Origin of the sequence: Methylobacterium sp. E-041, from assembly GCF_022829665.1 — a bacterium.
Taxonomy (GTDB): Bacteria; Pseudomonadota; Alphaproteobacteria; order Rhizobiales; family Beijerinckiaceae; genus Methylobacterium.
On the sequence record NZ_JAKSYQ010000304.1, the window covers coordinates 26,709 to 49,884 of the forward strand.

General features: G+C 72.2%; 22 protein-coding genes and 2 pseudogenes. 15 read left to right on the forward strand and 9 right to left on the reverse strand.

Translation table 11 applies throughout. The features are described from left to right. Positions 1-138: 138 nt before the first annotated feature. The 3 genes from MKK70_RS30370 (at position 139) to MKK70_RS30380 (ending at position 4,708) form a co-directional block, all read left to right on the forward strand. Complete coding sequence (locus tag MKK70_RS30370; RefSeq protein WP_147859476.1) at positions 139-2,151, forward strand: monovalent cation:proton antiporter-2 (CPA2) family protein; 2,013 nt, start codon at positions 139-141, stop codon at positions 2,149-2,151. A 214-nt stretch (positions 2,152-2,365) separates the two neighbouring features. After that, entirely contained in the window at positions 2,366-3,712 is a 1,347-nt protein-coding gene (locus MKK70_RS30375; RefSeq protein ID WP_243951677.1) for an MATE family efflux transporter, read from the forward strand. 201 nt (positions 3,713-3,913) lie between these two features. Continuing rightward, positions 3,914-4,708 (forward strand): DUF937 domain-containing protein, encoded by a 795-nt coding sequence (locus MKK70_RS30380; RefSeq protein WP_243951678.1) that lies wholly within the window; start codon positions 3,914-3,916, stop codon positions 4,706-4,708. A 6-nt stretch (positions 4,709-4,714) separates the two neighbouring features. Here the strand turns inward: MKK70_RS30380 and MKK70_RS30385 are convergent, their stop codons facing one another. From MKK70_RS30385 to MKK70_RS30395, 3 genes are all read right to left on the reverse strand, one after another. Beyond that, a complete protein-coding gene (locus MKK70_RS30385) occupies positions 4,715-4,924 on the reverse strand; it encodes a Flp family type IVb pilin (protein WP_243938141.1) in 210 nt (69 codons plus the stop codon). Positions 4,925-5,146: 222 nt separating this feature from the next. Then, a complete protein-coding gene (locus MKK70_RS30390; protein ID WP_147728601.1) occupies positions 5,147-5,443 on the reverse strand; it encodes a DUF3072 domain-containing protein in 297 nt (98 codons plus the stop codon). A 110-nt stretch (positions 5,444-5,553) separates the two neighbouring features. Then, complete coding sequence (locus MKK70_RS30395; protein WP_147728600.1) at positions 5,554-6,441, reverse strand: branched-chain amino acid aminotransferase; 888 nt, start codon at positions 6,439-6,441, stop codon at positions 5,554-5,556. A gap of 250 nt (positions 6,442-6,691) precedes the next feature. Between MKK70_RS30395 and MKK70_RS30400 the strand changes: the two genes are divergently transcribed. Next, positions 6,692-7,204, forward strand: a complete 513-nt coding sequence (locus tag MKK70_RS30400) for a MarR family winged helix-turn-helix transcriptional regulator (RefSeq protein ID WP_243951669.1) — start codon at positions 6,692-6,694, stop codon at positions 7,202-7,204. After that, entirely contained in the window at positions 7,204-7,917 is a 714-nt protein-coding gene (locus MKK70_RS30405) for a response regulator (RefSeq protein ID WP_147729183.1), read from the forward strand. The genes MKK70_RS30400 and MKK70_RS30405 overlap by 1 nt, the downstream gene beginning before the upstream one ends. A gap of 16 nt (positions 7,918-7,933) precedes the next feature. Here the strand turns inward: MKK70_RS30405 and MKK70_RS30410 are convergent, their stop codons facing one another. The 3 genes from MKK70_RS30410 to MKK70_RS30420 form a co-directional block, all read right to left on the reverse strand. Beyond that, on the reverse strand, positions 7,934-9,865 hold the full coding sequence (locus tag MKK70_RS30410; protein WP_147843773.1) for a potassium transporter Kup: 1,932 nt from the start codon (positions 9,863-9,865) through the stop codon (positions 7,934-7,936). A 310-nt stretch (positions 9,866-10,175) separates the two neighbouring features. Then, positions 10,176-11,414, reverse strand: coding sequence for a type II toxin-antitoxin system HipA family toxin (locus tag MKK70_RS30415; RefSeq protein ID WP_243951670.1), 1,239 nt, complete (start codon positions 11,412-11,414; stop codon positions 10,176-10,178). Then, positions 11,398-11,718 carry a helix-turn-helix transcriptional regulator gene (locus MKK70_RS30420; RefSeq protein WP_147729654.1) on the reverse strand — a complete coding sequence of 107 codons (321 nt, stop codon included), beginning with the start codon at positions 11,716-11,718 and terminating at the stop codon, positions 11,398-11,400. Before MKK70_RS30420 ends, MKK70_RS30415 begins: the two co-directional genes overlap by 17 nt. A 292-nt stretch (positions 11,719-12,010) precedes the next feature. Between MKK70_RS30420 and msrA the strand changes: the two genes are divergently transcribed. The 5 genes from msrA (at position 12,011) to MKK70_RS30445 (ending at position 15,981) form a co-directional block, all read left to right on the forward strand. Continuing rightward, positions 12,011-12,751: a peptide-methionine (S)-S-oxide reductase MsrA gene (gene msrA, locus MKK70_RS30425; protein ID WP_243951679.1), complete on the forward strand. Its 741-nt coding sequence runs from the start codon at positions 12,011-12,013 to the stop codon at positions 12,749-12,751. Between the two features lie 89 nt (positions 12,752-12,840). Next, positions 12,841-13,122, forward strand: a complete 282-nt coding sequence (locus MKK70_RS30430) for a DUF6516 family protein (RefSeq protein ID WP_243951671.1) — start codon at positions 12,841-12,843, stop codon at positions 13,120-13,122. Further along, a complete protein-coding gene (locus tag MKK70_RS30435) occupies positions 13,119-13,478 on the forward strand; it encodes a helix-turn-helix domain-containing protein (protein WP_243951672.1) in 360 nt (119 codons plus the stop codon). The genes MKK70_RS30430 and MKK70_RS30435 overlap by 4 nt, the downstream gene beginning before the upstream one ends. Before the next feature lie 145 nt (positions 13,479-13,623). After that, on the forward strand, positions 13,624-14,931 hold the full coding sequence (locus MKK70_RS30440; RefSeq protein WP_147843768.1) for an MFS transporter: 1,308 nt from the start codon (positions 13,624-13,626) through the stop codon (positions 14,929-14,931). A gap of 180 nt (positions 14,932-15,111) precedes the next feature. Next, the gene (locus tag MKK70_RS30445) at positions 15,112-15,981 is read left to right on the forward strand and encodes an amidohydrolase family protein (protein WP_243951673.1); all 870 of its coding nucleotides are present in this window, start codon (positions 15,112-15,114) and stop codon (positions 15,979-15,981) included. A 13-nt stretch (positions 15,982-15,994) separates the two neighbouring features. Here the strand turns inward: MKK70_RS30445 and MKK70_RS30450 are convergent, their stop codons facing one another. Further along, positions 15,995-16,303, reverse strand: a complete 309-nt coding sequence (locus tag MKK70_RS30450) for a YciI family protein (RefSeq protein ID WP_243951674.1) — start codon at positions 16,301-16,303, stop codon at positions 15,995-15,997. Between the two features lie 298 nt (positions 16,304-16,601). Between MKK70_RS30450 and MKK70_RS30455 the strand changes: the two genes are divergently transcribed. Next, entirely contained in the window at positions 16,602-17,831 is a 1,230-nt protein-coding gene (locus MKK70_RS30455; RefSeq protein ID WP_409568343.1) for an ABC transporter substrate-binding protein, read from the forward strand. A 47-nt stretch (positions 17,832-17,878) separates the two neighbouring features. Here the strand turns inward: MKK70_RS30455 and catC are convergent, their stop codons facing one another. After that, entirely contained in the window at positions 17,879-18,154 is a 276-nt protein-coding gene (gene catC, locus MKK70_RS30460) for a muconolactone Delta-isomerase (RefSeq protein WP_147728655.1), read from the reverse strand. Between the two features lie 307 nt (positions 18,155-18,461). Between catC and MKK70_RS30465 the strand changes: the two genes are divergently transcribed. The 4 genes and pseudogenes from MKK70_RS30465 to MKK70_RS30480 form a co-directional block, all read left to right on the forward strand. Beyond that, positions 18,462-18,974, forward strand: a complete 513-nt coding sequence (locus MKK70_RS30465) for a hypothetical protein (protein ID WP_243938155.1) — start codon at positions 18,462-18,464, stop codon at positions 18,972-18,974. Positions 18,975-19,155: 181 nt separating this feature from the next. Further along, positions 19,156-20,493, forward strand: coding sequence for an aspartate aminotransferase family protein (locus tag MKK70_RS30470; protein WP_409568344.1), 1,338 nt, complete (start codon positions 19,156-19,158; stop codon positions 20,491-20,493). A gap of 154 nt (positions 20,494-20,647) precedes the next feature. Beyond that, positions 20,648-21,709 (forward strand): SDR family oxidoreductase, encoded by a 1,062-nt coding sequence (locus MKK70_RS30475; protein WP_243938157.1) that lies wholly within the window; start codon positions 20,648-20,650, stop codon positions 21,707-21,709. A 183-nt stretch (positions 21,710-21,892) separates the two neighbouring features. Beyond that, positions 21,893-22,603: pseudogene (locus MKK70_RS30480) on the forward strand (MCP four helix bundle domain-containing protein); the annotation flags it as partial. 439 nt (positions 22,604-23,042) lie between these two features. Here MKK70_RS30480 and MKK70_RS30485 read toward each other — a convergent pair. Continuing rightward, positions 23,043-23,176, reverse strand: a pseudogene (locus MKK70_RS30485) (chemotaxis sensory transducer); the annotation flags it as partial.

Consider the following 23,176-nt stretch of genomic DNA (forward strand, 5'->3'; position numbering starts at 1 on the left):
CGGGGGACGGCGTTCCGCGCCGGCCGTTCCGGCGGGCCCGCGCGCCGGCCGGGTGACGAACGGCACCCGCAAGGCCCTCGCGCCTCCGCGCCGTCCGCGGTAAGGGCAGGACGTCCCGTCCTCGCGATCAGGCGCTTCATGGCGAGCCCGGCCGAACATGCGAGCTTCCTGCCGCCGGTGCTGACGTTCCTGTCGGCGGCGGTGATCGGCGTGCCGATCTTCCGGCTGCTCGGGCAGAGCGCGGTGCTGGGCTACCTCGTCGCCGGGGTGCTGATCGGCCCGTCCGGCCTGTCGCTGATCGCCGAGCCCGAGACGGCGGCGAGCGTCGCCGAGATCGGCGTGGTGCTGCTGCTGTTCATCGTCGGGCTCGAATTGCACCTGTCGCAGCTCGTCTCGATGCGCCGCGACATCTTCGGGCTCGGCACGGCGCAGCTCGTCGTCTGCGCGATCGTGCTCGGGGGCCTCGGCGTGCTGCTCGGCGCGGCGCCCAGCGCCAGCGGCATCATCGGCATCACGCTGGCGCTCTCGGCCACCGCGGTGGCGCTGCAGCTCCTGGAGGAGCGCGGCGACCTCGGCACCGCCTACGGCAGCCGCGCCTTCGCGGTGCTGCTGTTCCAGGACATCGCCGTCGTCGGCATCCTGGCGCTGATGCCGCTCCTGGCATCGGCCGGCGGCGGCAGCGGCGCGCCCTGGCTCGGGGACGCGGCGCTCTCCACCGGCAAGGCGCTGGCGGCGATCGTCGCCGTGGTGCTCGTCGGCCGCTACGGCCTGAACCGCTTCTTCCGCCTGCTCGCCGCGAGCGGCGCCCGCGAGGTGATGACGGCGGCGGCCCTCCTGGTGGTGCTCGGCACCGCGCTGCTGATGGCCGAGGTCGGCCTGTCGATGGCGATGGGCGCGTTCCTGGCCGGCATCCTGCTGTCGGAATCGAACTTCCGCCACCAGCTCGAGGCCGACATCGAGCCGTTCCGCGGCATGCTGCTCGGCCTGTTCTTCATGAGCGTCGGCATGTCGATCGACGGCGGGCTGGTGCGCGCGGTCTGGCCGCTGCTGTTCGGGGCGACCTTCGCGGCGATCCTGGTCAAGGTCGCGCTGGTGGCCGGGCTGTTCCGCCTGTTCGGCTCGACCTGGCTCGACGCGGTGCGCGGCGCCGCGATCCTGGCGCCGGCCGGCGAGTTCGCCTTCGTGCTGCTGCCGCTCGCCGGCTCGCTGGGCTTGACCGACGCCACCGCCACGCGCTTCGCGGTGGCGCTCGCCGCCCTCACCATGCTGATCGGCCCGGTGGCGGCCAAGGGCCTCGACAAGGCGCTCGACCTCGCCCGCGCCCGCCGCGGCGGCGAGGCGCTGCCGGCCACCGACGTGGTCGAGAGCGCCGAGGCCCGCGTCCTGGTGATCGGCTTCGGCCGGTTCGGGCAGATCCTGACGCAGGTGCTGCTCGCCGAGGGCATCGGCGTCACGGTGATCGACAAGGACGTCGAGCAGATCCGCTCGGCCTCGCGCTTCGGCTTCCGGATCTACTACGGCGACGGCACCCGCCTCGACGTGCTGCGCGCCGCCGGCATCGGCCGGGTCGACCTGGTGTGCCTGTGCATCGACGACGCCGAGGCGGCGTTGAAGATCGTCGACATCGTCCACGAGGAGTTCGAGTCGGTCCGCACCTACGTCCGCGCCTACGACCGGATGCACGCCGTCGAGCTGATGAACCGCGACGTCGACTTCCACATCCGCGAGACCGCCGAATCCGCTCTGGTGTTCGGCCGCGCGACGCTGGAGGGCCTCGGGCTGTCCGCCGACGCCGCCGCCGCGCGGGTCGAGGACGTGCGCAAGCGCGACGTCGCCCGCCTCGTGCTGCAGCAGGCCGGGGCGCTCCCCGAGGGCGGCGGCTGGCTGCGCGGCATCGGCGTGCCCGAGATGAAGCCGGAGCCGCTCACCGCCCCGCAGCGCCCGGCCCGCGCGCTCTCGGCCGAGACCCGCGACATCATCGGCAACGACCGCCGCGAGGCCGCCGGCCGCATGCTCGACCGGCCGCCGGTCGACACCGCCGAGCGCGAGGCCGAGCGCGAGGCCGAGGCCGCGGCGCAGGCGGAGGCGGACGCCCAGGCCGCGCGCGCGATCCGCACGCCGGCGATGGAGGTCCAGAGCGGTGAGCGGTGAGGCGGACGCCGCCCTTCCCCCTCCCCCTGAAGCGGGGAAGGGTCCCCCCCGCAGCAGGGGGAGAGAGCGGAGCGCGTCGTCCGGAGACGGCGCTCCCCTCTCACGGCCCTCGCCGACGCGAGACCCTCCCTCCCCCGCTTCGGGGGGAGGGAAGACCGTGCCACCCGATGCCGGCCGCTTCGTCACCGGCTCGATCCTGCGCCACGTGGTGGTGATGAGCGCCACCGGCTCGATCGGCCTGATGGCGGTGTTCGTCGTCGACCTGCTGTCGCTGCTCTACGTGTCGAAGCTCGGCGACACCGACCTCACCGCCGCGGTCGGCTTCGCCGCGATCGTCCAGTTCTTCGCCATCGCCATCAACATCGGCCTGATGATCGCCGCCGGCGCCCTGGTCAGCCGCGCGATCGGCGCCGGCGACCGGGACGGCGCGCGGCGGATCGCGACCTCGTCGACGCTGCTCGGGCTCGCCGCCTCCGCCCTCCTCGTGGCGCTGCTGCTGCCGCTGTCCGACCCGCTGCTGCGGGCGATCGGCGCGGAGGGCGAGACGCTGACCGTGGCCGAGCGCTTCCTCTGGATCGCCCTGCCCTCGAACGTGCTGATGGGCCCGGGGATGATGTTCTCCGGGCTGCTGCGCGCGGTCGGCGCCGCGCGCCAGGCGATGTTCGTGACGCTCGGCGGCGCGCTGGTGACGGTGGGGCTCGATCCGCTGCTGATCTTCGGGGCCGGGCTCGGGGTCGACGGGGCGGCGATCACCACCTGCGTGGCGCGCGCCACCTTCGCGCTGATCGGCTGGCACGGGGTGCGCCGGCACCGGATGCTGGCGCCCGCGAGCCTCGCGGCGACGGTCGCCGACGCGCCGCTGGTGTTCCGGATCGCGCTGCCGGCGGTGCTCACCAACCTCGCGCCGTCTGTGGCGAGCGCCTTCCTCGCCCACGTGCTGGCCCGCTACGGCGCGGTGGCGGTGGCGGCCAACGTGGTGATCGACCGGCTCACCCCGGTGGCCTTCGGCGGGCTGTTCGCCCTGTCGGGCTCGATCGGCCCGATCCTCGGCCAGAACTGGGGCGCCCGCCGCTTCGACCGGATGCGCGGCGTGCTCCGCGACGGCGCGCTCGTGACCTTCCTCTACGTGGCGGTGGTGTGGGCCGCCCTGGTGCTCGCCCGCGGCCCGCTGATGCGGCTGTTCGCGCTCGACGGGGTCGCCGCCGACCTGTTCGGCTTCTTCTGCCTCGTCAGCGGCGGGGTGTGGTTCTTCAACGGCCTGCTGTTCCTGGCCAACGCCGCGTTCAACAACCTCGGCTTCCCGTTCCGCTCGACCCTGCTCAACTGGGGCCGGGCGACGCTGGGCACGATGCCGCCGGCGCTCGCGGGCGCCGCCCTGTACGGGCCGCGCGGGGTTCTCGCCGGCGTCGGCATCGGCTCGCTCGCCTTCGGGCTGGCCGGCATCCTGATGGCCGCCCGCACGGTCACGCTGCTCGAGCGCGACGTCGTGGTGCCGGCGCGCGCGCCCGATCCCGAGGCGAGCGTCGCCGCCGGCCCGGCCCATGGCGGCGCGCTGGTGTAGCGCGCCGCGTCGCGTCGGCAGGCGCGACGTCCCCGGCATCCCGGCCGGGACGCGATCCCCGGTGGATGCGCGGCACCGATCGCGCCGGGACGCGCCCGAACGTTGGCCGGCAACTGGCCAGCGGCGTCGATAAGGGTCTAGACTTGGAACGCGCGGCCCGCGATGCGGTTTTCCGCGCGGCGAACAGACCAAGGCCGCGTGATGTTCAACCCGCTCGACATGCTTCAGGCCCAGAACGGCGCCGGGATGCAGAGTGTGGCGCAGCAGTTCGGCCTCACCCCCGAGCAGACGCGCCGGGCGATGGAGGCCCTGATGCCGGCCTTCGCGCTCGGGCTGCAGCGCAGCGCCGTCCCCGACCCGACCGGCCTGTCGCAGATGTTCGGGCTGGCCGGCGCCCGCCCCGCCGCGAGCCCGGCACCCAGCCCGGCCGAGACCATGCTCGGGCAGATGTTCGGCTCGCCGGCCCTCACCCAGGCGATCCTGCAGCAGGCCTCCTCGGCCAGCGGCGTCGGCTCGCAGGTGCTGCGCCAGATGCTGCCGATGATGGCCGGCGCGGTGGTCGCGAGCATCGTCCACATGCTGCTGAACCAGCAGGCTCCGGAGGCCAAGGCGGCGCCCGCCCCGGCGCCCTCGCCGTTCGCGGTCGCGCCGGGCTGGGCCGAGATGATGAAGGCGTTCGTCCCGGCGCAGGCCGCGCCGGAGGCGCAGAAGCAGGCCGCCAGGCCCCCGGTCTCGAAGCCCCAGGTCTCGAAGCCCGCACCGAAGCCGGAACCCGATGCCGCCGGCGGCATGTTCCAGCAGATGCTGAAGACCGGCGCCGAGGTTCAGGAACAGAACGTCAAGGCGATGCAGGGCCTGTTCGAGGCGTTCTGGGCCGAGGCCGACCCCGCCAAGGCGGCCGCGGCCAAGCCCTCGGGCACGACGCCGAACGCCGACCCCGCCTCGGAGCCGGACGCGTCGCACCGGTCGCGCAAGGGTCGGCCGGGGACGCGCTGAGGTTGGTCAGTTCTGGCTGACCGCGTTTCCGATGGTCTGGTAGACGGTGCTGACCTTGGACGCGTAGAGGCGCAGGCTGCCGACGATGGCCAGGAAGACCAGCCCCGAGATCAGGGCATACTCGATGCTCGTCGCGCCGCGCGCGTCGGCGGCGAAGCGGCGCTTCGGCGGCACGGCTCCGGCCCCTTTCGACAGTTCGACGACCGTCCTCGACATCGATGATCGCCTTCCTCGGCCGAACCGGCACACGGCGACCCTACCCGCGCGACCTTGAGGATGTTTTAACTCGATCGGCGACGGGCGACGGTCGCGGCATCCGCCGAAGCAGGATCCGTGCGACCGGCCGTTTTGCGGGTCCCCTCCCCCGCTTGCGGCGAGAGGGGATGGGCGCTCGGGCGACCCGTCGGGAGCGGGCCCGCGCGGGCGCCTTCGCCCCGCTCAGCCGTGGCCGGCTTCCTTGCGCAGGGCGTCGATGCGCTTGGAGGCCTCGGCCTTGTCGATGTCGGGATCGAACGCCTCGGGCTCCTTGGTCTCCTCCGACAGGGTCTTGAGATAGGAGGCCTGCGCACCGGTCATCGGCTCGCCGCCGGTGGTCCACTGGTCGGGATCCTTGATCTGGTTCGACACGTCCTTCGGGTCGGTCTTCGGGTTCTCGTTCGAAGCGGACTTCGTGTCGGACTTGGCGTCGGACTTCGAATCGGACTTCGCCGTGGTCTTGGCAGCGGCCTTGGTCATCGGGCACTCACGCGTTCATGGAATGTTCCGTCAGAACGCGGCGCGCATCCCCGAGGTTCCCCGCCGGCCGGAACCGGCGGGGGATAAGACGCCTCAGGCCGCGCGAACCTTCAGGCTGCGCGCGCCTGCGGCTGCACCTCGGCGAGGTAGTCGTCCATCAGCGTGCGGGTGATCGCGCCCGGCGCGAACCGGTAGGGCCCGATCTCGGAGACCGGGGTGACCTCGGCGGCCGAGCCGGTGATGAAGCATTCCGAGAAGTCGGCCATCTCCTCGGGGCGGATGCGGCGCTCGGTGACCGCGAGGCCGCGGCGGCGGGCCAGCTCGATCACCGTCTGCCGGGTGATGCCGTTGAGGAAGCGGTCGGCGGTGGGGGTGTGGATCGCCCCGTCGCGGATGAAGAACACGTTGGCGCCGGTGCACTCGGCGACGTTGTCCTCGAAGTCGAGCATCAGCGCGTCGGCATAGCCCTTGTTCTCCGCCCGGTGCTTGGAGATCGTGCAGATCATGTACAGGCCCGCCGCCTTCGAGGCGCAGGGGGCGGTGCGGGGATCGGGCCGGCGATACTCGGCGATGTCGAGGCGGATGCCCTTCATCTTGGTGGCGGCGTCGAAGTAGCTCGGCCATTCCCAGGCGGCGATCGCCAGGTGGATGGTGTTGCCCTGGGCCGAGACGCCCATCATCTCCGAGCCGCGCCAGGCGACCGGGCGGAGATACGCGTCCTGCAGGCCGCTGACCTTGAGCACGGCCTCCTTGGCCGCGACGATCTCGGCGGCCGAATACGGCACCGCGAAGTCGAGCAGCTCGGCGGAGCGGCGCAGGCGCTCGGCATGGGCGAGGCTCTTGAAGATCACCCCGCCATAGGCGCGCTCGCCCTCGAACACCGACGAGCCGTAATGCAGCCCGTGGCTCAGCACGTGGATCTTGGCGTCCCGCCACGGCACCATGGCGCCGTCGAACCAGATGGTGCCCTCGCGCTCGTCGAACGGGATCACGGACATGGGAACGTCTTCCTGGAAATCGTCGCGGCCCGCGCAACCTGCGGGCCCTTCGGCGGGGACGATGTCGATGGGCGCGCATGCGGGCGGCGCCGGCGGGGTTGACGGGTACCAACCGGCCTGGAATATGTCAACGACACTGACGTATATCGCGCGCACGCTCCTCCTTCCCATCCTCTCCGCTCCGACGTCCTTCGCGCCGACGTTCGTCTCCTCTCCCGCCCTTCGCGCCGCAACCGGACCCGGGCCGCACGTGACATCTCCCGCCCTCCGCGAACGCAAGGACGCCGCCGAGCCGGCCGCCGCCTGCAGCAGCGACGACCTGATCGAGCTCCTGTTCTTCGCCTATCGCGACTTCGTCGGCGATCCGGACCGGATCCTGGCCGAGTACGGCTTCGGCCGGGCGCACCACCGGGTGCTGCACTTCGTCGACCGCTATCCCGGCCTGACCATCGCCGAATTGCTCGACATCCTGCGCATCACCAAGCAGAGCCTCAACCGGGTGCTGAAGGACCTGATCGGCCAGGGCTACATCGCCCAGCGGCCCGGCATCCAGGACCGGCGCCAGCGCCTGCTCACCTGCACGCCGAGCGGCGCGGCGCTGGCCGCCGACCTCACCCGCGTGCAGGCGCGGCGGCTGGCCCGCGCGCTGGCCTCGCCGGAGGATGCGGCCGCCCCCGAGAGCTTCCTGATGGCGATGATCGAGCCCGACGAGCGCGCGGTGGTGCGCCGCCTGATGGCCCGCCGCGGGGGCGGGGCCGCCTGATGGCCGCCCATGCCCGCACCGAGCTTTCCGACGGGGCGCCGCACGTCCTCGTGGTCGACGACGACCGGCGCCTGCGCGAGCTGCTCGCCCGCTACCTCGCCGAGCAGGGGTTCCGCGTCACCGCCGCCGCGAGCGCGGCCGAGGCGCGGGCCAAGGCGCAGAGCCTGGTCTTCGACGCGATGGTGCTCGACGTGATGATGCCGGGCGAGGACGGCTTCGCCTATGCGCGCAGCGTGCGCGAGACCTCGCGCGTGCCGATCCTGATGCTCACCGCCCGCTCCAACCCGAACGACCGGGTGATGGGCCTCGAGATCGGCGCCGACGACTACCTGCCGAAGCCGTTCGAGCCGCGCGAGCTGACGCTCCGGCTCACCAACATCATCAACCGGGCGTCGGGCCCGCGCCGCGACACCGGCACCGGCGACGTGGTGACCTTCGGGCCGTTCTCCTACCGGATCGAGCGCGGGGAGCTGCGCCGCGAGGACGAGATGATCCGCATCACCGAGCGCGAGCGCGAGATCCTGACGATCCTGGCCGGCGCCCACGGCGCCAACGTCGAGCGCGAGGTGCTGGCCGGAGGCGGAGGGCTCGCCGCCGAGCGCACCATCGACGTGCAGATCAACCGCCTGCGCCGCAAGACCGAGGTCGACCCGGCCAACCCGACCTTTCTGCAGACCGTGCGCGGGGTCGGGTATCGGCTCGCGGTGGATTGAGGGGCGATGGCGCCCCTCAGATCTCGATCTCGGTCCCCACCTCCACCACCTGCCGCGTCGGCAGCCCGAAATGGGCGCCGGTGCGCTCGGCGTTGCGCTTCATGAAGGCGTAGAGGCCCTCGCGCCAGCTGTGCATGCCGGGGTTGGTCGGCGACGGGATGATGGCCTCGTGGCCGACGAAGTAGGTGATATCCTCCACGAACTCCGCCGGCAGCAGGCCGCTCGCCACCGCGCATTGCAGTCCTTCGGGAATCGAGGCCGTCTGCATGAAGCCGTAATGCAGCACCACGCGCTCCATCCCGGGCGTGTATTTCGAGATCGCCTTGCGGATGCCCGAAGCCACGAGCGTCACCTCCGCGCGCTGCGACGCCGGCACGATCGGCTCCTCCTCGTAGATCACGGTGATCAGGAGGATGCGCTCGTGCAGGCAGCGGCTGCGCTCGACCAGGCGCCCGAGCGCCATCGGGATGCCCTCGCTCGCCGCCGAGAGGAAGGCGGCGGTGCCGGGCAGCGTCACCGGCGGGTGCGAGGCGAGGCGGGCGAGGAAGGCGTCCTCCTTCTGCCGCAGCGGCTCGCGCACCGCCTCCAGCACCCGGTTGCCCTTCATCCAGGTCAGCATCAGGAAGGCGACCGAGAAGGCCAGCACCAGCGGGAACCAGCCGCCCTCGAGGAGCTTCGCGCTGTTGGCCGCCAGGAACACCAGGTCGATGGCGAGGAAGAAGCCGTTGACCGCGAGCACCGCGGCGAGGCCGTAGCCCCAGCGCAGCGCGATCAGCGCGGCGAGCAGCGTGGTGATGCCCATCAGCGCCGAGACGGCGATGCCGTAGGCGCCGGCCAGCGCATCGGAGGAGCCGAACAGCACCACCGCGACGAGGGTGGCGAGCGCCAAGAGCCAGTTCACCGCCGGCACGTAGATCTGCCCGCGCTCGTGCTTGTCGGTGTGGACCACCCGCATCGCCGGCATGAAGCCGAGCTGGATCGCCTGCTGCGTCAGGGAATACACCCCCGAGATCACCGCCTGCGAGGCGATGACGGTGGCCATGGTGGCGAGCGCCACGAGGGGATAGTGCGCCCAGTCCGGCGCGAGCCGGTAGAACGGGTTCTCGATCGCGTCCGGCTCGGCGATGAGCAGCGCGCCCTGCCCGCAATAGTGGATCAGCAGCGCCGGCAGCACGAGGCCGAACCACGCGGTGCGGATCGCCGGCGCCCCGAAATGCCCGAGATCGGCATACATCGCCTCGCCGCCGGTGACCGCGAGGAAGGCCGCGCCGAGCATCAGGAACGAGACGTGCCAGCCGGCATGGACCAGGAAGTCGACCGCCCGCCACGGGTTGACCGCCGCCAGGATCTGCGGCGCGTGCCAGATGCTCGGGATCGCCAGCAGCACCAGGACGGAGAACCACACCAGCATCACCGGGCCGAACACCCGGCCGATCACCGCCACGCCCTGCCGCTGGACCAGGAACAGCCCGATCAGGATCAAAATCGTCAGCGGGACGACGAAGGGGCTCAGCACCGGCGCGTCGACCTTCAGGCCCTCGATCGCCGACAGCACCGAGATCGCCGGGGTGATCGCGCCGTCGCCGTAGAGAAGCGCCGCGCCGACGAGCCCGACCACCAGCAGCAGCGCCTGCCAGGTGCCAGCCTTGGCGTGGCGGGCACCGAGCAGCGCCAGCATCGCGACGATGCCGCCCTCGCCGCGGTTGTCGGCGCGCAGGATCAGCACCGCGTATTTCAGCGAGACGATCAGAATCAGCGCCCACAGGATCAGCGAGACCGCGCCGGTGGCCGCCGCCGCGACCGGCGCCCCGCCGGAGATGCCGGCCTTCACCGCCTCCTTGAAGGCGTAGAGCGGGCTGGTGCCGATGTCGCCGTAGACGACCCCGAGCGCCCCGAGCGTCAGCGCCGGCCCGGCCGCGTGCCGCACCGCCCCGGGCTTTCGCGCCACCGGGGCGACCGGAAGCGCACGCTCCTGCGAAGGGCTGACGGCTCGGCTCACGGACACGCCCCTCGGATCGAAGATCGGCGCGAGGCTGCCTGCATCCGCGCGGCCGTTCAAGATGCCGGTGCGGGCGAATGCTGTGGGAACACGGCGATGTGTCCGGGTTGCACAAGTCGGGACGGCACGGAATCGCGGAGAGACGGGATCCGATCCGTCGACCGCCCCGACGTGGCCTGCCTCGACGTGACCTGCACCGACGGGATCTGCACCCAGCCGGTCCGGCGGCGCCCCGCGTGCGGCCGGGGCCGGCACGATTTCAGAACGCGCGTGCGGCCGGGGCGAAACTCGCGGAGAGCATCGTCCGGTCCCCGGCCGGCATCCCACGCGCCGCCATGAACTCCGGCACGCGCCGCATCGCCGCCTGGACCGCCTCGCGAATGCTGTCGGCCGCGATGCGGGACAGCTTGAACCGCGGATGGGACGCGAACGCCCGTTCGGCATCCCATTCGGGACCGAGGCCCGGCGCCGGCGCGCAGACATGCCGCATCACGCCCGGATGCGGTGCGATGTCGAAGACCGGCGACAGCCGCCACCCGTCGCCCGCACCGAGGAACGCGTGGTTGCGCAGGTGGTCGTCGGTGTTGTGGAGGCACGCGTTCACCAGGAGCCGCCGGAACATCTCCGGAAACGCGTTCGCGACGCCGATCGACTCCGCGACCGCCGCGATGTCGACGTAGGTCTTCCGGGTGCCGTAGCCGAAGCTCGGCTCCTTGAGCAGCGTGGCCGCACTCAGATAGGCGATCGGCTCGCCTTCCGAGGTGCGGTCGAACCGTTCGACGAGAAGCACGCTTCGACCGCCGATATCGAGAAGCTCGCGAGCCGGGACCGACAGGCCGGCCGCCTCGGCGACGTCGAGGCAGACCGCCTCCGCGCGCGGATCGTCGAACCTGTCGCCCCAGGCGGGAAACTTCGCGATCCACTGGCGCCCGCGGTGCCGCAGCCGCGCCTTGGGGCGGGCGCCCCCGACGTCGGCGCTGTTGCGGAGGAGCACCTGCAGGTGATGCGAGGCGCTGCGGCCGTCCTCGATCGCCTCGGCCGCCGCCAGCAGCGCCGCGACGTCGTCCTCCGCGGCGGGCAGGTGCAGGAGCGGGGCTTCGTCCGGAACCCAGGTTCGGGGACCGTCCGGGGTCGGGCCGAAGGCGAGGTCCCCCGTTCGCGTGGTTCCGCCCAGGGCAAGATACTCGGCCATCCCGAGGCGTCGATGCGGGAAGGCCCGATCGAGGATGCCCTTGCCCCAGCCGTCGGGCCCGGCATCGTGAAAGGCGAGGTGGACCTCGTCGGGATGAGCCGACCTCGACCGGCCGCTGATCGGAAGCCCGATCGGATCGATCGGCCTCGGGGTCCCGGAGCGAAGGACGGACTTGGCGTAGACGAAGCGGCCGATCCGCCTGTCGCCCCCTTCGAAGCGGAGCGAGCCGACGGGGACGTAGCGCGCCGCATCCCATCGGAAGACGACGAGCTCGTCGAGGCGGCCGGATTCAGAAATCCGCCACATGGGCAGACCTCCTCGATCGCCGGCGGCCGAGCACGGCGTCCATGTCGTCGCCGATCGGATCGGCGGCGACGATCTCCCCGAGGCGTTCGGTATAGCCGAGGACGGTCAGCGCCTTGAGCAGGATGCCGACCGCCACGCCCGGACGCCCGTTCTCGATCGCGACCACGGATGGGCGGCCGACCCCCATGCGCTCGGCGAACGCGGCCTGGGTGAGGTTTCGGCGCAGCCGTGCGAGCCGGATGGTCTGGCCGAGCCTCGCGAGGCTCGCCAGTTCGTCGCTCGACAGGACCGTGGTCGTGCGCATGGCTAGAACTCCATACGTTATCTCGGTTTGTGATATATCTTCTGATCGCCCGAAGGACCAGCACGGACTGCCGGGCGGGAACCCTCCGCCGAACCGACCGGACACGGGCTCGCGTCGCCTCCGTGGGCGCGCCGACGCGCCGGCCGCCTGAGCTGGGCGCCGCGACGCACCCGGCGCGCTCCGGTGCCCACGATGCCGCGTAACCGATGGCCTCGGCTGCGCGTACATCAGGATCGGCCCCCGCCCCGCGCGCGCCGCGCCCCCTCGCTCGGAGACCGCCATGTCCACGAACATGTCCCTGACACCCAAAGCGTCCGGCCTGCGCGGGGTCGCGCTCGCGACGGTCGCGGGCCTCGCCCTGATGGCCGGTGCGGTCTCGCTGCGCGGCCTCGCCCACGCGGAGGAGCCCGGCCGGCGCCTGCCGGAGGCCGCCGTGACCGCCCGGGAGACCGCGAAGGAGACCGGCCTGCGCACCGCGACGCTCGCCGGCGGCTGCTTCTGGGGCGTGCAGGGGGTGTTCCAGCACGTGCGCGGCGTCCGCCGGGCCGTGTCGGGCTATGCCGGCGGCGACGCGTCGGATGCACGCTACAGCGCGGTCAGCACCGGTGGCACCGGCCATGCCGAGGCGGTGCGCATCACCTACGATCCCAAGGTGATCCGCTACGACGAGCTGCTGCGGATCTTCTTCTCGGTGGCGCTCGACCCGACGCAGGTGAACCGCCAGGGCCCGGATTCCGGCCCGCAATACCGCTCGGCGATCTTCCCCGCCGACGCGGAGCAGGCGCGGGTCGCCGAGGCCTACATCGCCCAGCTCGACGCCGCGCACGCCTACGCGAAGCCGATCGCCACGCGGATCGAGCTGGGCGCGACCTTCTACCCGGCGGAAGGCTACCACCAGGACTTCATGGCGAGCCACCCGAACCACCCCTACATCGCCGCCAACGACGCGCCGAAGCTGCGCGACCTGCAGGCGCTGTTCCCCGAGCGCACCGCGCCGGAGCCGGTGCTGGTCGGCGGCCGCCCGCCGGCCTGAGGACGTCTCACGGGCCGAATCGGCCACCGGCCCGGCACGGGTGTTGTCATCATTGACAACACCCGTGCCGGGCCGCTGGGGATGGCACCATGACGGCGGTGCTGACCGAGAAATCCCGCACCGTCCTCAGCAACACCGCCTTCTTCGAGGTGACGCTCTGGCATGTCCCGGCCCCGGTCCCGGGCAGCCTGCATGCCTTCAAGTACCGGCTCGCCCTCGTCGTGAACGGCGCGTGCGTGCTTCGCTACGACAACGAGCGCGGCAAGGGCGATCACCGCCCTATCGGATCGCGGGAGGACCGGTTCGCCTTCACGAGCCTGGAAGCCCTCTTCGACGCCTTCGAGGCCGACATGAGAAGGATCCTGGGATGAGCATTCTGACGGTCGGCATCGGATCCGTGGCGGATGCGAGGACCCGCTTCCTCGAGGCGGCCGCCGATGCCATGGCCGGGCACGCCGCTGCCGCTGCGCCGACGATCTACTTTGCCAGCTACGATGCGTTGCATCGCGTCCTCGCGCCGTCGCGCCTGGCGATCGTCAAGGCGATGGCGGGCCAGGGACCGCTCGCCATCCGCGAAGTCGCCCGGCGGGTCGGTCGCGACGTCCAGGCGGTGCATCGGGACGTGGTGACGCTGGCGGAGGCCGGCGTCGTCGACCGGTCGGACGCGGGCGTGACCTTCCCCTACGACCGGATCCATTTCGAGTTCGACATCGGCGCCGCCGCCTGAGCGCGGGCGAGCCGGTCCCTGAGGGCCGCCGCCCCCGCGCACCGCGACAATCCTGCGCCCTTCCCCCCTCCCGTGCCGCCGGCGCCCTTGTCCTGCCGCTCCGATCCGCGCCAGGATCGCCGGGTCGGCGAAAGGGGACCGGATCATGGCTGTGGCGTCGGGACCCGGAGCCCCAAACCCCCTCGACCTCGTGCCGATCGAGGATGCCAGCCTCGGGGCGTTCTACCGGAGCATGACCACGCCCGAGCGGCGCACCTTCTGGGCCTGCGCCGCCGGCTGGGCGCTCGACGGCATGGACTTCATGATCTACCCGCTGGTGATCGGCACGATCATCAGCCTGTGGAGGGTCGATCCGGGCACGGCCGGCCTCGCCGCCACCGTCACGCTGCTGGCCTCCGCGCTCGGCGGGTGGCTCGCCGGCTTCGTCGCCGACCGCATCGGCCGCGTGCTGACGCTGCAGATCACCATCCTCTGGTTCTCGGTCTTCTCGCTGGTCTGCGCCTTCGTGCAGAACTTCGAGCAGCTGCTCGTCGCCCGCGCGCTGCTCGGCCTCGGCTTCGGCGGCGAGTGGGCGGCCGGCGCGGTGCTGATGGGCGAGACCATCCGGGCGCAGTATCGCGGCCGGGCCGTCGGCTCGGTGCAGTCCGGCTGGGCGATCGGCTGGGGGATGGCGGTGCTGTCGCAGGCGGTGCTGTTCTCCTATCTCCCGCCCGAGAGCGCGTGGCGCTGGATGTTCGCGATCGGCGCGCTGCCGGCGCTGCTGGTGTTCTACCTCCGCCGCTACGTCGCGGAGCCGAAGGTCGCCGCCGAGACCCGCGCCAGGGCGCGCGCGGCCGGCGAGGAGCCTAAGCTCTGGGAGATCTTCGCCGGCCCGCTGCTGCGCACCACGATCCTGGCCTCGCTCGCCGCCGCCGGCTGCCAGGGCGGCTACTACGCCATCACCACCTGGCTGCCGCGCTACCTCACCACCGAGCGCGGCCTGTCGATCGTCTCCTCCACCGGCTACCTCTCGGCGCTGATCGTGGGCTCGTTTGCCGGCTACCTCGTCGGCGCCTGGCTCGCCGACCGGCTCGGGCGGCGCCCGCTGTTCCTGATCTTCTCGATCGGCGCGATCCTGGTCATCGTCGCCTACACCCAGCTGCCGCTCTCGAACGCGGTGCTGTGGGTGCTGGGCTTCCCGCTCGGCTTCTTCGCCTCGGGCTACTTCTCGGGGATGGGCGCCTTCCTCACCGAGCTCTACCCGACGCGGCTGCGCGGCTCGGGCCAGGGCTTCTGCTACAATTTCGGGCGGGGCCTCGGCGCGCTGTTCCCGTTCCTGGTGGGCGAGCTCTCGAAATCGATCGGCCTCGCCTCGGCGATCGCGGTCTTCGCCGCGGGCGCCTACGGCGTGTTCTTTCTCGCCGCCTTCGCCCTGCCGGAGACGCGGGGGAAGGTGCTGCACGCCGACGGGTAGGGGGACGGGTTTGTCCCTCCCCCCTCTGCGGGGGAGGGTGGGCCTCGCGTCAGCGAGGGTCGGGAGAGGGGAGCGACCTCTCCGGACAACGCGCTCCCCTCTCCCGACCCGCTGCGCGGGCCACCCTCCCCCGCTCAGGGGGGAGGGAAAGACTGCGTCGAGTTCGGAGGAGAGGACGCCATGATCCCGATCCGCGATTGCCCCGCCCCCGATCCGCATCCCGCCGGCCCGACGCGCTACGCGGTGCCGGCGGGGGCGGTCGACAGCCATGCCCACGTGATCGGCCGGCCGCCGGCCCATCCGTTCGTGGAGAATCGCAGCTACACCCCGCCGGCGGCGCCGGCGCAGGCCTACCTAGCGATGCTCGACGCCACCGGCATGGCCCACGGCGTGCTGGTCCAGGTCAGCGTCCACGGCACCGACAACCGGCTGCTGCTGGAGACGCTGGCCGCGAACGCCGAGCGCCTGCGCGGCATCGCCGTGATCTCCCTCGGGCTGCCCGAGCGCGACCTCCGCGCGATGAAGGACGCCGGCATCGTCGGCCTGCGCCTCAACGTGCTCTACGGCGGCGGCATCGATTTCGCGGCGGTCGAGGCCTACGGCGCGCTCGCCCGCGAGATGGGCTGGCACCTGCAATTCCTGATCGACGCCCGCAGCCTGCCGCCGCTGGCCCAGCGCCTCTCGCGGCTGCCGGTGCCCTTCGTCGTCGACCACATGGGCCACATGCCGACCGCGGCGGGCCTTTCGGACCCGGGCTTTTCCACCCTCGTGGCGCTGGTGCGCGACGGCGCCTGGGTGAAGCTCTCGGGCGCGTTCCGCACCTCGGTGGCGGGCGCGCCCTACGCCGACACCATCCCCTTTGCTCGGGCGCTGAACGACGCCGCACCCGAGCGCTGCCTGTGGGGCTCCGACTGGCCGCACGTCGCCGCCTGGGACGGGCCGCCGAAGCTCGCGACGCTCCTCGACCTGATCGCCGACTGGGTGCCGGACGAGGCCAGGCGCCGAAGGCTCTTCGTCGAGAACCCGCGCGCGCTCTACGGCTTCGGCTAGGCCTGGGCTTCGGCTAGGCCTGGGGCTTCAGGTAGCTCCGACCGTCGAGATAGGCCTTGCGCCAGCGCTGGATCGCGACCCGCTCGAACAGGCCGGCCTTCGCGAACGGGTCCTCGGCGATGAAGCGCTCGGCCTCCGCCCGCGTCTCCACGTCGACGAGGTAGACGCCGCCGCCCGCATCCGACCCGTCGTCGGACAGTTTCGCGCCGCAGGCGAGCAGCCGCGCGGCCTGGGCCTCCAGGAAGGCGAGGTGCTCGGCCCTCGCCGCGCGGCGCAGGTGCTCGTGGCCGGGCTTGTCGAAGGTCTCGATGATGAACGGCATGGCGGCTCCGGGGGCGGGCTGCGGATGGCGGCGATCGTTTGTGTAGCGCGGCGCAGGCGATGGCGCCCCCGGGCTTCCTGACACCCGCGGGCGGTTCTCACCGGTTCGCCCCGGCCGGGCGCGATCGCGCACCGGGACGCCGCTATAGGTGAAGCCGGCCGCGCGCGAGGCCTCGCGCACGGCGCCGGCCTGCCTCCGGACGCGGGGAAAAACCGCCAACCGGGCGAGGCCGGATCACCGAATCCGCGGGCGGGCACGCGGATCGGGTTCGCGACCACAAGCCCCCGGGAGGACGATCGTGGCAAGGACCATTCCCGCATCCGCGCTCGCTGCAGCGCTGTCCACGGCCGTGCTGCTCGCGGCGACGCCGGCCTCCGCCCAGTACGCCGACGGCGGCATCAGGATCGGCGTGCTGACCGACATGTCCGGCGGCTACTCGGACCTCGCCGGCAAGGGCTCGGTGACGGCGGCGCAGCTCGCGATCGAGGATTTCGGCAGGGCGATCGGCGGCCGCAAGGTCGAGCTGATCTTCGCCGACCACCAGAACAAGGCCGACATCGCCTCGACCATCGCCCGCCGCTGGTTCGACACGGAGGGGGTGGACGCGATCTTCGACACGAACTCGTCGGTGGCGGGGCTCGCCGTGCGCGAGGTCGCCCGCGCCAAGGGCAAGGTCGACATCAATTCCGGCGCCGGCTCGATGGCGCTGACCAACGCCGCCTGCTCGGCCACCGGCGCGCACTGGTCCTGGGACACCCACGCGCTCGCCGCCGGCACCGCCGCGGCGCTGGCCGACGACCCGAAGAACACCTGGTTCTTCATCACCGCCGACTACACCTTCGGGCACGACCTCGAGGCCCAGGTCACCCGCGTGGTGCGGGCCAAGGGCGGCACGGTGCTCGGCTCGGTCAAGCACCCGTTCCCGAACGCCGACTTCTCGTCCTACCTGATCCAGGCGCAGGCCTCGGGCGCCCGGATCATCGGCATGGCCAATGCCGGCGCCGACACGATCAACACCATCAAGCAGGCCGCCGAGTTCGGCATCGCCGAGGGCGGCCAGTCGCTCGGCGGCCTCAACATCTTCCTCACCGACGTCAACTCGGTCGGCCTGAAGGCGGCACAGGGCATGATCCTGACGACGGGCTTCTACTGGGACCTCGACGACCGCACCCGCGCCTTCGCGAAGCGCTTCGGCGAACGCATGGGCGGGCGGATGCCGACCATGGTCCAGGCCGGCGACTACTCGGCGGTGCTGCACTACCTCAAGGCGGCCGAGGCGGCGGGCACCGACGACGGCCTCGCGGTGATGGCCAAGATGCGTGCGCTGCCGATCGAGGACGCCTTCGCGCGCAACGCCAAGCTGCGCCCCGACGGCCGCATGGTCCACGACATGTACCTGGCGCGGGTGAAGACCCCGGCCGAGTCGAAGGGCCCGTGGGACTTCTACACGATCCTCAAGACCATCTCCGGCGACGAGGCCTTCCAGCCGCTGGCGCAGAGCACCTGCAGGCTGGTGACGAACCCGTGACCCCAGCCTTCCCTCTTCCGCAGAGGGGGGAGGGAAGGGCCCCCCGCTCACAAGGCCGACGGGTGCCGGGCCAGCGGCGTTACCGTCACGCTCATGAACGGGAACAGCGGCAGGCCGGAGAGGATCGCGTGCAGCTCGTCGTGGTCGGCCACGTCGAACACGCTGATGTTGGCGTACTGCCCGGCGATGCGCCAGAGGTGCACCCACCGGCCCGATTCCTGGAGCGCCCGCGCCTGCGCCTTCTCCTCGGCCTTCAACCGGTCGAACTCGGCCGGCGGCAGCTGCGTGGGCGGATGGACGTCCATCCTGACGTGATACAGCATCGCTTCCTCCTCGATGTCCTGTTCGGGAACGCGGCCTTCCGCCGCGAGCGCCGAATGCAGTGCCGGCCAGGATCGCTGCGAGTCTCGCCACCGTCGAATTCTCATCCGTGGAGCCGGCGTCCCTCGCATCGGAGCCTGCGTCGGGTTTCCTTCGCACAAGTCCCGGCGATGGCCGCGCCCCGTGCCGTGCCGGAGCTGTCGCCAGCGTCCGGCGCGGCTTTGCGGCGCCGCGAATCGATGGAATGAAGACCGCGGACATGGGCGCCATCGAGACGCCCAGCCACCATCACCCGCGAGGAAGACGCCCATGACTGCTCCCACCTCGAACCGGCGCGACGTGCTGACGGCCTCGCTGCTCGGTGCTCTGCCCCTCGCGTTCGGCCAGGCCGCCGCCTCACCGCTCGACCCGGAACAGACCATCATCCGCTTGCCGAACCAGCTGGTCTGGACCCCGACGCCGACCTATCCCGACCATTGCTCGGACCGCTGCGCCCTCACCGGCGACAGCAACGGAACCGGCTTCTACTACACGCTCGTGCGGTGGTGGCCCGGCTACATGAGCGCTCCGCACACCTACACGACCGACCGGTTCTGCATGGTGGTGTCCGGCATCTGGTGGTGCAACAGCGGCCCCGACTTCGATCCCGCCTCCTGCGTTCCCGTTCCGGCCGGTAGCTTCGTGCGTCGGGTCGCGGGCACGCCGCACTACGACGGCGTGATCCGCCCCGGGACGGAACCGGCGGTGATCGCGATCTGCGGCCAAGCTCCGGTCAACTATCGCCTCGTCGATCCGAGCCAGCCGGGATGGCGCCGCGTCTGACGCAGACCACGCCCACCCGAAGGCGCGGAAGCCGGTGCGATCACGGCGCCCTCGACCGCCGCCCCCGCCGGGCGGCCGTTGCCGGGCACATGCCGGAGGCGCCCGGCTTGCGCGAAAGGGGGTTGTTGCGGCGCGCGAAACCGGGTCCCCTGCCGGCACGATCGCGAGCCGAGGAGCCCTCATGTCCGACCTGAACGCACGGAAGAACGCGCCCTCGCTGGAGGCGTTCTGGATGCCGTTCACGGCCAACCGCCAGTTCAAGGCGGCGCCGCGGATGTTCGTGGCCGCCGACGGGATGCACTACACCACCGACGACGGCCGCCAGGTGCTCGACGGGACGGCGGGCCTGTGGTGCTGCAACGCCGGGCACGGCCGCCGCGGGATCGCGAGCGCGGTCGAGCGCCAGCTCGCGACGATGGACTTCGCCCCGACCTTCCAGATGGGCCACCCGATCGCGTTCGAATTCGCCGAGCGCCTGGCCGAGATCGCGCCTGGGCCGGCCGGCGCCGCGCTCGACCGGGTGTTCTTCACCGGCTCGGGCTCGGAATCGGTCGACACCGCGCTCAAGATTGCGCTGGCCTACCAGCGGGCGGTCGGCCAGGGCACCCGCACCCGGCTGATCGGGCGCGAGCGCGGCTACCACGGCGTCGGCTTCGGCGGCATCTCGGTCGGCGGCATCGTCTCGAACCGCCGGGCCTTCCCGACGCTGCCGGGCACCGACCACCTGCGCCACACCCACGACCCGGCCCGCAACGCCTTCACCAAGGGCCAGCCCGAGCACGGGGCCGAGCTCGCCGACGACCTCGAGCGCCTCGTGGCGCTGCACGGCGCCGAGACCATCGCCGCCTGCATCGTCGAGCCGGTGGCGGGCTCGACCGGCGTGCTGGTGCCGCCGAAGGGCTACCTCGAGCGCCTGCGCGCGATCTGCGACGCGCACGGCATCCTGCTGATCTTCGACGAGGTGATCTCCGGCTTCGGGCGGCTGGGCGCGCCCTTCGCCGCCGACTTCTTCGGGGTGACGCCCGACCTCGTCTGCACCGCCAAGGGGCTGACCAACGGCACCATCCCGATGGGCGCGGTCTTCGCCGGCCGCCACGTCCACGACGCGCTGATGAACGGCCCGGACGGCATCGAGCTGTTCCACGGCTACACCTATTCCGGACACCCGGTCGCCTGCGCGGCGGGGCTAGCGACCCTCGACATCTACCGCGACGAGGGCCTGCTCACCCGGGCGGCGGACCTCGCCGACGACTGGGCCGCGGCGATGCACGACCTGCGCGGGCGCGCCCGCGTCACCGACATCCGCACCATCGGCCTGATCGCCGGGATCGAGCTGGAACCGCGCCCCGGCGCGCCGGGCAAGCGGGCCTACGACGTGTTCGTCGACTGCTTCGCGCGCGGCCTGCTGATCCGCGTCACCGGCGACATCGTCGCGCTCTCGCCGCCGCTGATCCTGGAGCACGGCCAGATCGGCGAGATCGCGCAGGTGCTGGGCGACGCGATCGACCGGGTGGCGTGAGGCCGGGGGCCCGGTTCCGCAATCCGGGCGATGCGGGCACCTCCCCTCCCCCGCAGAGGGGGAAGGGAAGAGGCGTCTTCGCTGCAACGCAACGCACGCCCGCTGGTTGAACCCGCATACGAAGGCCGCGCGCCTTCGGCAGCGAGGGTCATGCATGACGGGTTCGGTTCTGATCGTGGGCGCCAGCGGCATCGTCGGGAGCGCGGCCGCCGAGCGGTTCTCCGCCGAGGGCTGGGCGGTGGCGGGGCTGGCGCGCAAGCCCGTGGCGCAGGACGGCGTCGTGCCCGTCGCCGCCGACCTGCAGGATCCGGCCTCCCTCCGGCGGGCGCTTGCGGGCCTCAAGCCGAGCCACGTGGTGCTCGCGACCTGGATGCGCCGCGACACCGAGGCCGAGATGATCCGCGTCAACGGCGCGATGGTGGAGAACCTGCTCGACGCGCTGCGGCCGGCTGCCTCGCTCCGGCACGTCGCCCTGGTCACCGGCCTGAAGCACTATCTCGGCCCGTTCGAGGCCTACGGGAAGGGCTCGGTGCCGCAGACCCCGTTCCGCGAGGACCAGGGCCGGCTCGACGTCGAGAACTTCTACTACGCCCAGGAGGATGCGGTGTTCTCGGCCGCCGCCCGCGACGGCTTCCGTTGGAGCGTCCACCGCCCGCACACGATCATCGGCAAGGCGGTCGGCAACGCCATGAACATGGGCACGACGCTGGCCGCCTACGCCACCCTGTGCCGCGAGACCGGCCGGCCGTTCCGCTTCCCAGGCTCCGGCATGCAGTGGAGCGGGCTGACCGACATGACCGACGCGCGGCTGCTCGCCCGCCACCTGCTCTGGGCCTCGACCAGCGCCGACGCGGCCAACCAGGACTTCAACGTCGTCGACGGCGACGTCTTCCGCTGGAGCTGGATGTGGGGCCGGATCGCGGCCTGGTTCGGGCTGACGCCCGAGCCGTTCGACGGCACGGTGCGGCCGCTCGAGGCGCAGATGGCCGAGGACGGCCCGGTCTGGGCGGAGATCGCTTCGCGCCACGGCCTCGCCGAGCCCGACCTCGCCAAGCTCGCCTCGCCCTGGCACACCGACGCCGACCTCGGCCGGCCGATCGAGGTGGTCACCGACATGAGCAAGAGCCGTCGGCTCGGGTTCCTCGCCTACCAGCCGACCGACGACGCATTCTTCGACCTGTTCGCCCGCCTGCGGGCCGACCGGCTGATCCCGTGAGCCGCGCCTGACGGGACGGCCGGCGCGATCCCGCATCGAGCCGGCCGATGCCTCGCCCCGGCGGCGTAGACCGGCAAGGTCGCGCCAAGGGGAAATCTTGCGCATCCGAGGACCGTCCGGTCCTTATAGGGTGATCTTAACCGGGATCGACAATCACGGAGCCTTGCGACGAAGGATTCCGCGATGCTGGCCCATTTCTCGATCCGTGCGCGCCTGGTCGGCGCGGTGCTGGTGCTGTTCCTGCTGACGGCCGGGCTCGGCGGCTTCTGCTACGCGCGCCTGCACGCCCTCAGCACCGTGACCGACGCGCTCGCGGGCAATGCGCTGCCGTCCACCCGCATCCTCGGGCGGCTCGCCACCAACTTCGAGGCGCTGCGCAGCCGGCAGCTCGCCTACCTCGTCTCCAGCGACGAGCGGCGGCCGCAATCGCTGCCGCGGCTGCGCGCCAGCATGGCCGAGCTGGACGCGGACCTGAAGGACTATGCCGGCTTCGTCAGCCCCGGCGAGGAGGCGCTGTGGGAGGCGGTGAAGGCAACCGTGCCGGCCTACTCGGCGATGGGCGAGGAATTCCTGCGGCGGCTGCAGGCGGGCGACGCGAAGGGCGCGAGCGCGCACCTCCTCGACGGCATGCTCCCCGCGCTCAACGCCGCGCGCGCCGCGCTGAAGGCCGACCTCGCCTTCAACGACGCCGCCGGCCGGGCGAGCGCCGAGAGCGCCACGGCGCTCGGCGAGCAGGCGCGCTTCGCCATCGCCGTCGGCCTCGGCCTCGTCGCGGCGACGGCGATGGCGGTCGGGTGGATGTCGGTGTTCACGATCTCCGTGCCGGTGCAGCGGATGGCCCGGGTGATGGACACGGTGGCGGCGGGCGACACCGCGATCGCCGTGCCGCATACCGGCGAGCGCAGCGAGATCGGCGCCATGGCGGCGGCGGTGCAGGTGTTCAAGGACAACCTGATCCGCACCCGCAAGCTCGAGGCCGACACGGCGCAGGCGCGGCTGGCGGCCGAGGCGCAGCGCAAGGCCGGCATGCGCCAGATGGCCGACGACTTCGAGGCGGCGGTCGGCGGGATCATCGGCATGGTGTCGTCCTCGGCGACCGAGCTGCAGGCCACCGCCCAGACCCTGACCGCGACGGCGACCGAGACGGCCGGCCAGTCCACCACGGTCGCGGCCGCGGCCGAGGAGGCCGGCACCAACGTCAACACGGTTGCGGCGGCCCCCGAGCAGCCCTGCGCCTCGGTGTCCGACATGGGCCTTCAGGGCGGCGGCCAGTGCGAGCTCTCGCCGCTGCGCTTCTTCGTGGCCAACCAGCCCGCGCGCCGTTCTAGGCGCCCTCCCGCACGGCCGGATGCGCGAGCTCGGCCGAGCCCCCGACCTGCCGGCCGCTCTCGGCCACCGAGGAGCCGAGCTCCTCGGCTGCCGCCGCCACCGTGGTGACGTTGGTGCCGGCCTCCTCGGCGGCCGTCG

What these genes read in the sequence shown, in the direction of transcription:
- MKK70_RS30375 (WP_243951677.1), top strand. Translation starts at nt 2,366, where the DNA reads ATGAGCGCCACCGGCTCGATCGGCCTGATGGCGGTGTTCGTCGTCGAC.
- MKK70_RS30385 (WP_243938141.1), bottom strand. Translation starts at nt 4,924, where the DNA reads ATGTCGAGGACGGTCGTCGAACTGTCGAAAGGGGCCGGAGCCGTGCCG.
- MKK70_RS30370 (WP_147859476.1), top strand. Translation starts at nt 139, where the DNA reads ATGGCGAGCCCGGCCGAACATGCGAGCTTCCTGCCGCCGGTGCTGACG.
- MKK70_RS30465 (WP_243938155.1), top strand. Translation starts at nt 18,462, where the DNA reads ATGACTGCTCCCACCTCGAACCGGCGCGACGTGCTGACGGCCTCGCTG.
- MKK70_RS30405 (WP_147729183.1), top strand. Translation starts at nt 7,204, where the DNA reads ATGGCCGCCCATGCCCGCACCGAGCTTTCCGACGGGGCGCCGCACGTC.
- MKK70_RS30395 (WP_147728600.1), bottom strand. Translation starts at nt 6,441, where the DNA reads ATGTCCGTGATCCCGTTCGACGAGCGCGAGGGCACCATCTGGTTCGAC.
- MKK70_RS30445 (WP_243951673.1), top strand. Translation starts at nt 15,112, where the DNA reads ATGATCCCGATCCGCGATTGCCCCGCCCCCGATCCGCATCCCGCCGGC.
- MKK70_RS30435 (WP_243951672.1), top strand. Translation starts at nt 13,119, where the DNA reads ATGAGCATTCTGACGGTCGGCATCGGATCCGTGGCGGATGCGAGGACC.
- MKK70_RS30420 (WP_147729654.1), bottom strand. Translation starts at nt 11,718, where the DNA reads ATGCGCACGACCACGGTCCTGTCGAGCGACGAACTGGCGAGCCTCGCG.
- MKK70_RS30440 (WP_147843768.1), top strand. Translation starts at nt 13,624, where the DNA reads ATGGCTGTGGCGTCGGGACCCGGAGCCCCAAACCCCCTCGACCTCGTG.
- MKK70_RS30380 (WP_243951678.1), top strand. Translation starts at nt 3,914, where the DNA reads ATGTTCAACCCGCTCGACATGCTTCAGGCCCAGAACGGCGCCGGGATG.
- MKK70_RS30415 (WP_243951670.1), bottom strand. Translation starts at nt 11,414, where the DNA reads ATGTGGCGGATTTCTGAATCCGGCCGCCTCGACGAGCTCGTCGTCTTC.
- MKK70_RS30475 (WP_243938157.1), top strand. Translation starts at nt 20,648, where the DNA reads ATGACGGGTTCGGTTCTGATCGTGGGCGCCAGCGGCATCGTCGGGAGC.
- MKK70_RS30470 (WP_409568344.1), top strand. Translation starts at nt 19,156, where the DNA reads ATGTCCGACCTGAACGCACGGAAGAACGCGCCCTCGCTGGAGGCGTTC.
- catC (WP_147728655.1), bottom strand. Translation starts at nt 18,154, where the DNA reads ATGCTGTATCACGTCAGGATGGACGTCCATCCGCCCACGCAGCTGCCG.
- msrA (WP_243951679.1), top strand. Translation starts at nt 12,011, where the DNA reads ATGTCCCTGACACCCAAAGCGTCCGGCCTGCGCGGGGTCGCGCTCGCG.
- MKK70_RS30390 (WP_147728601.1), bottom strand. Translation starts at nt 5,443, where the DNA reads ATGACCAAGGCCGCTGCCAAGACCACGGCGAAGTCCGATTCGAAGTCC.
- MKK70_RS30430 (WP_243951671.1), top strand. Translation starts at nt 12,841, where the DNA reads ATGACGGCGGTGCTGACCGAGAAATCCCGCACCGTCCTCAGCAACACC.
- MKK70_RS30450 (WP_243951674.1), bottom strand. Translation starts at nt 16,303, where the DNA reads ATGCCGTTCATCATCGAGACCTTCGACAAGCCCGGCCACGAGCACCTG.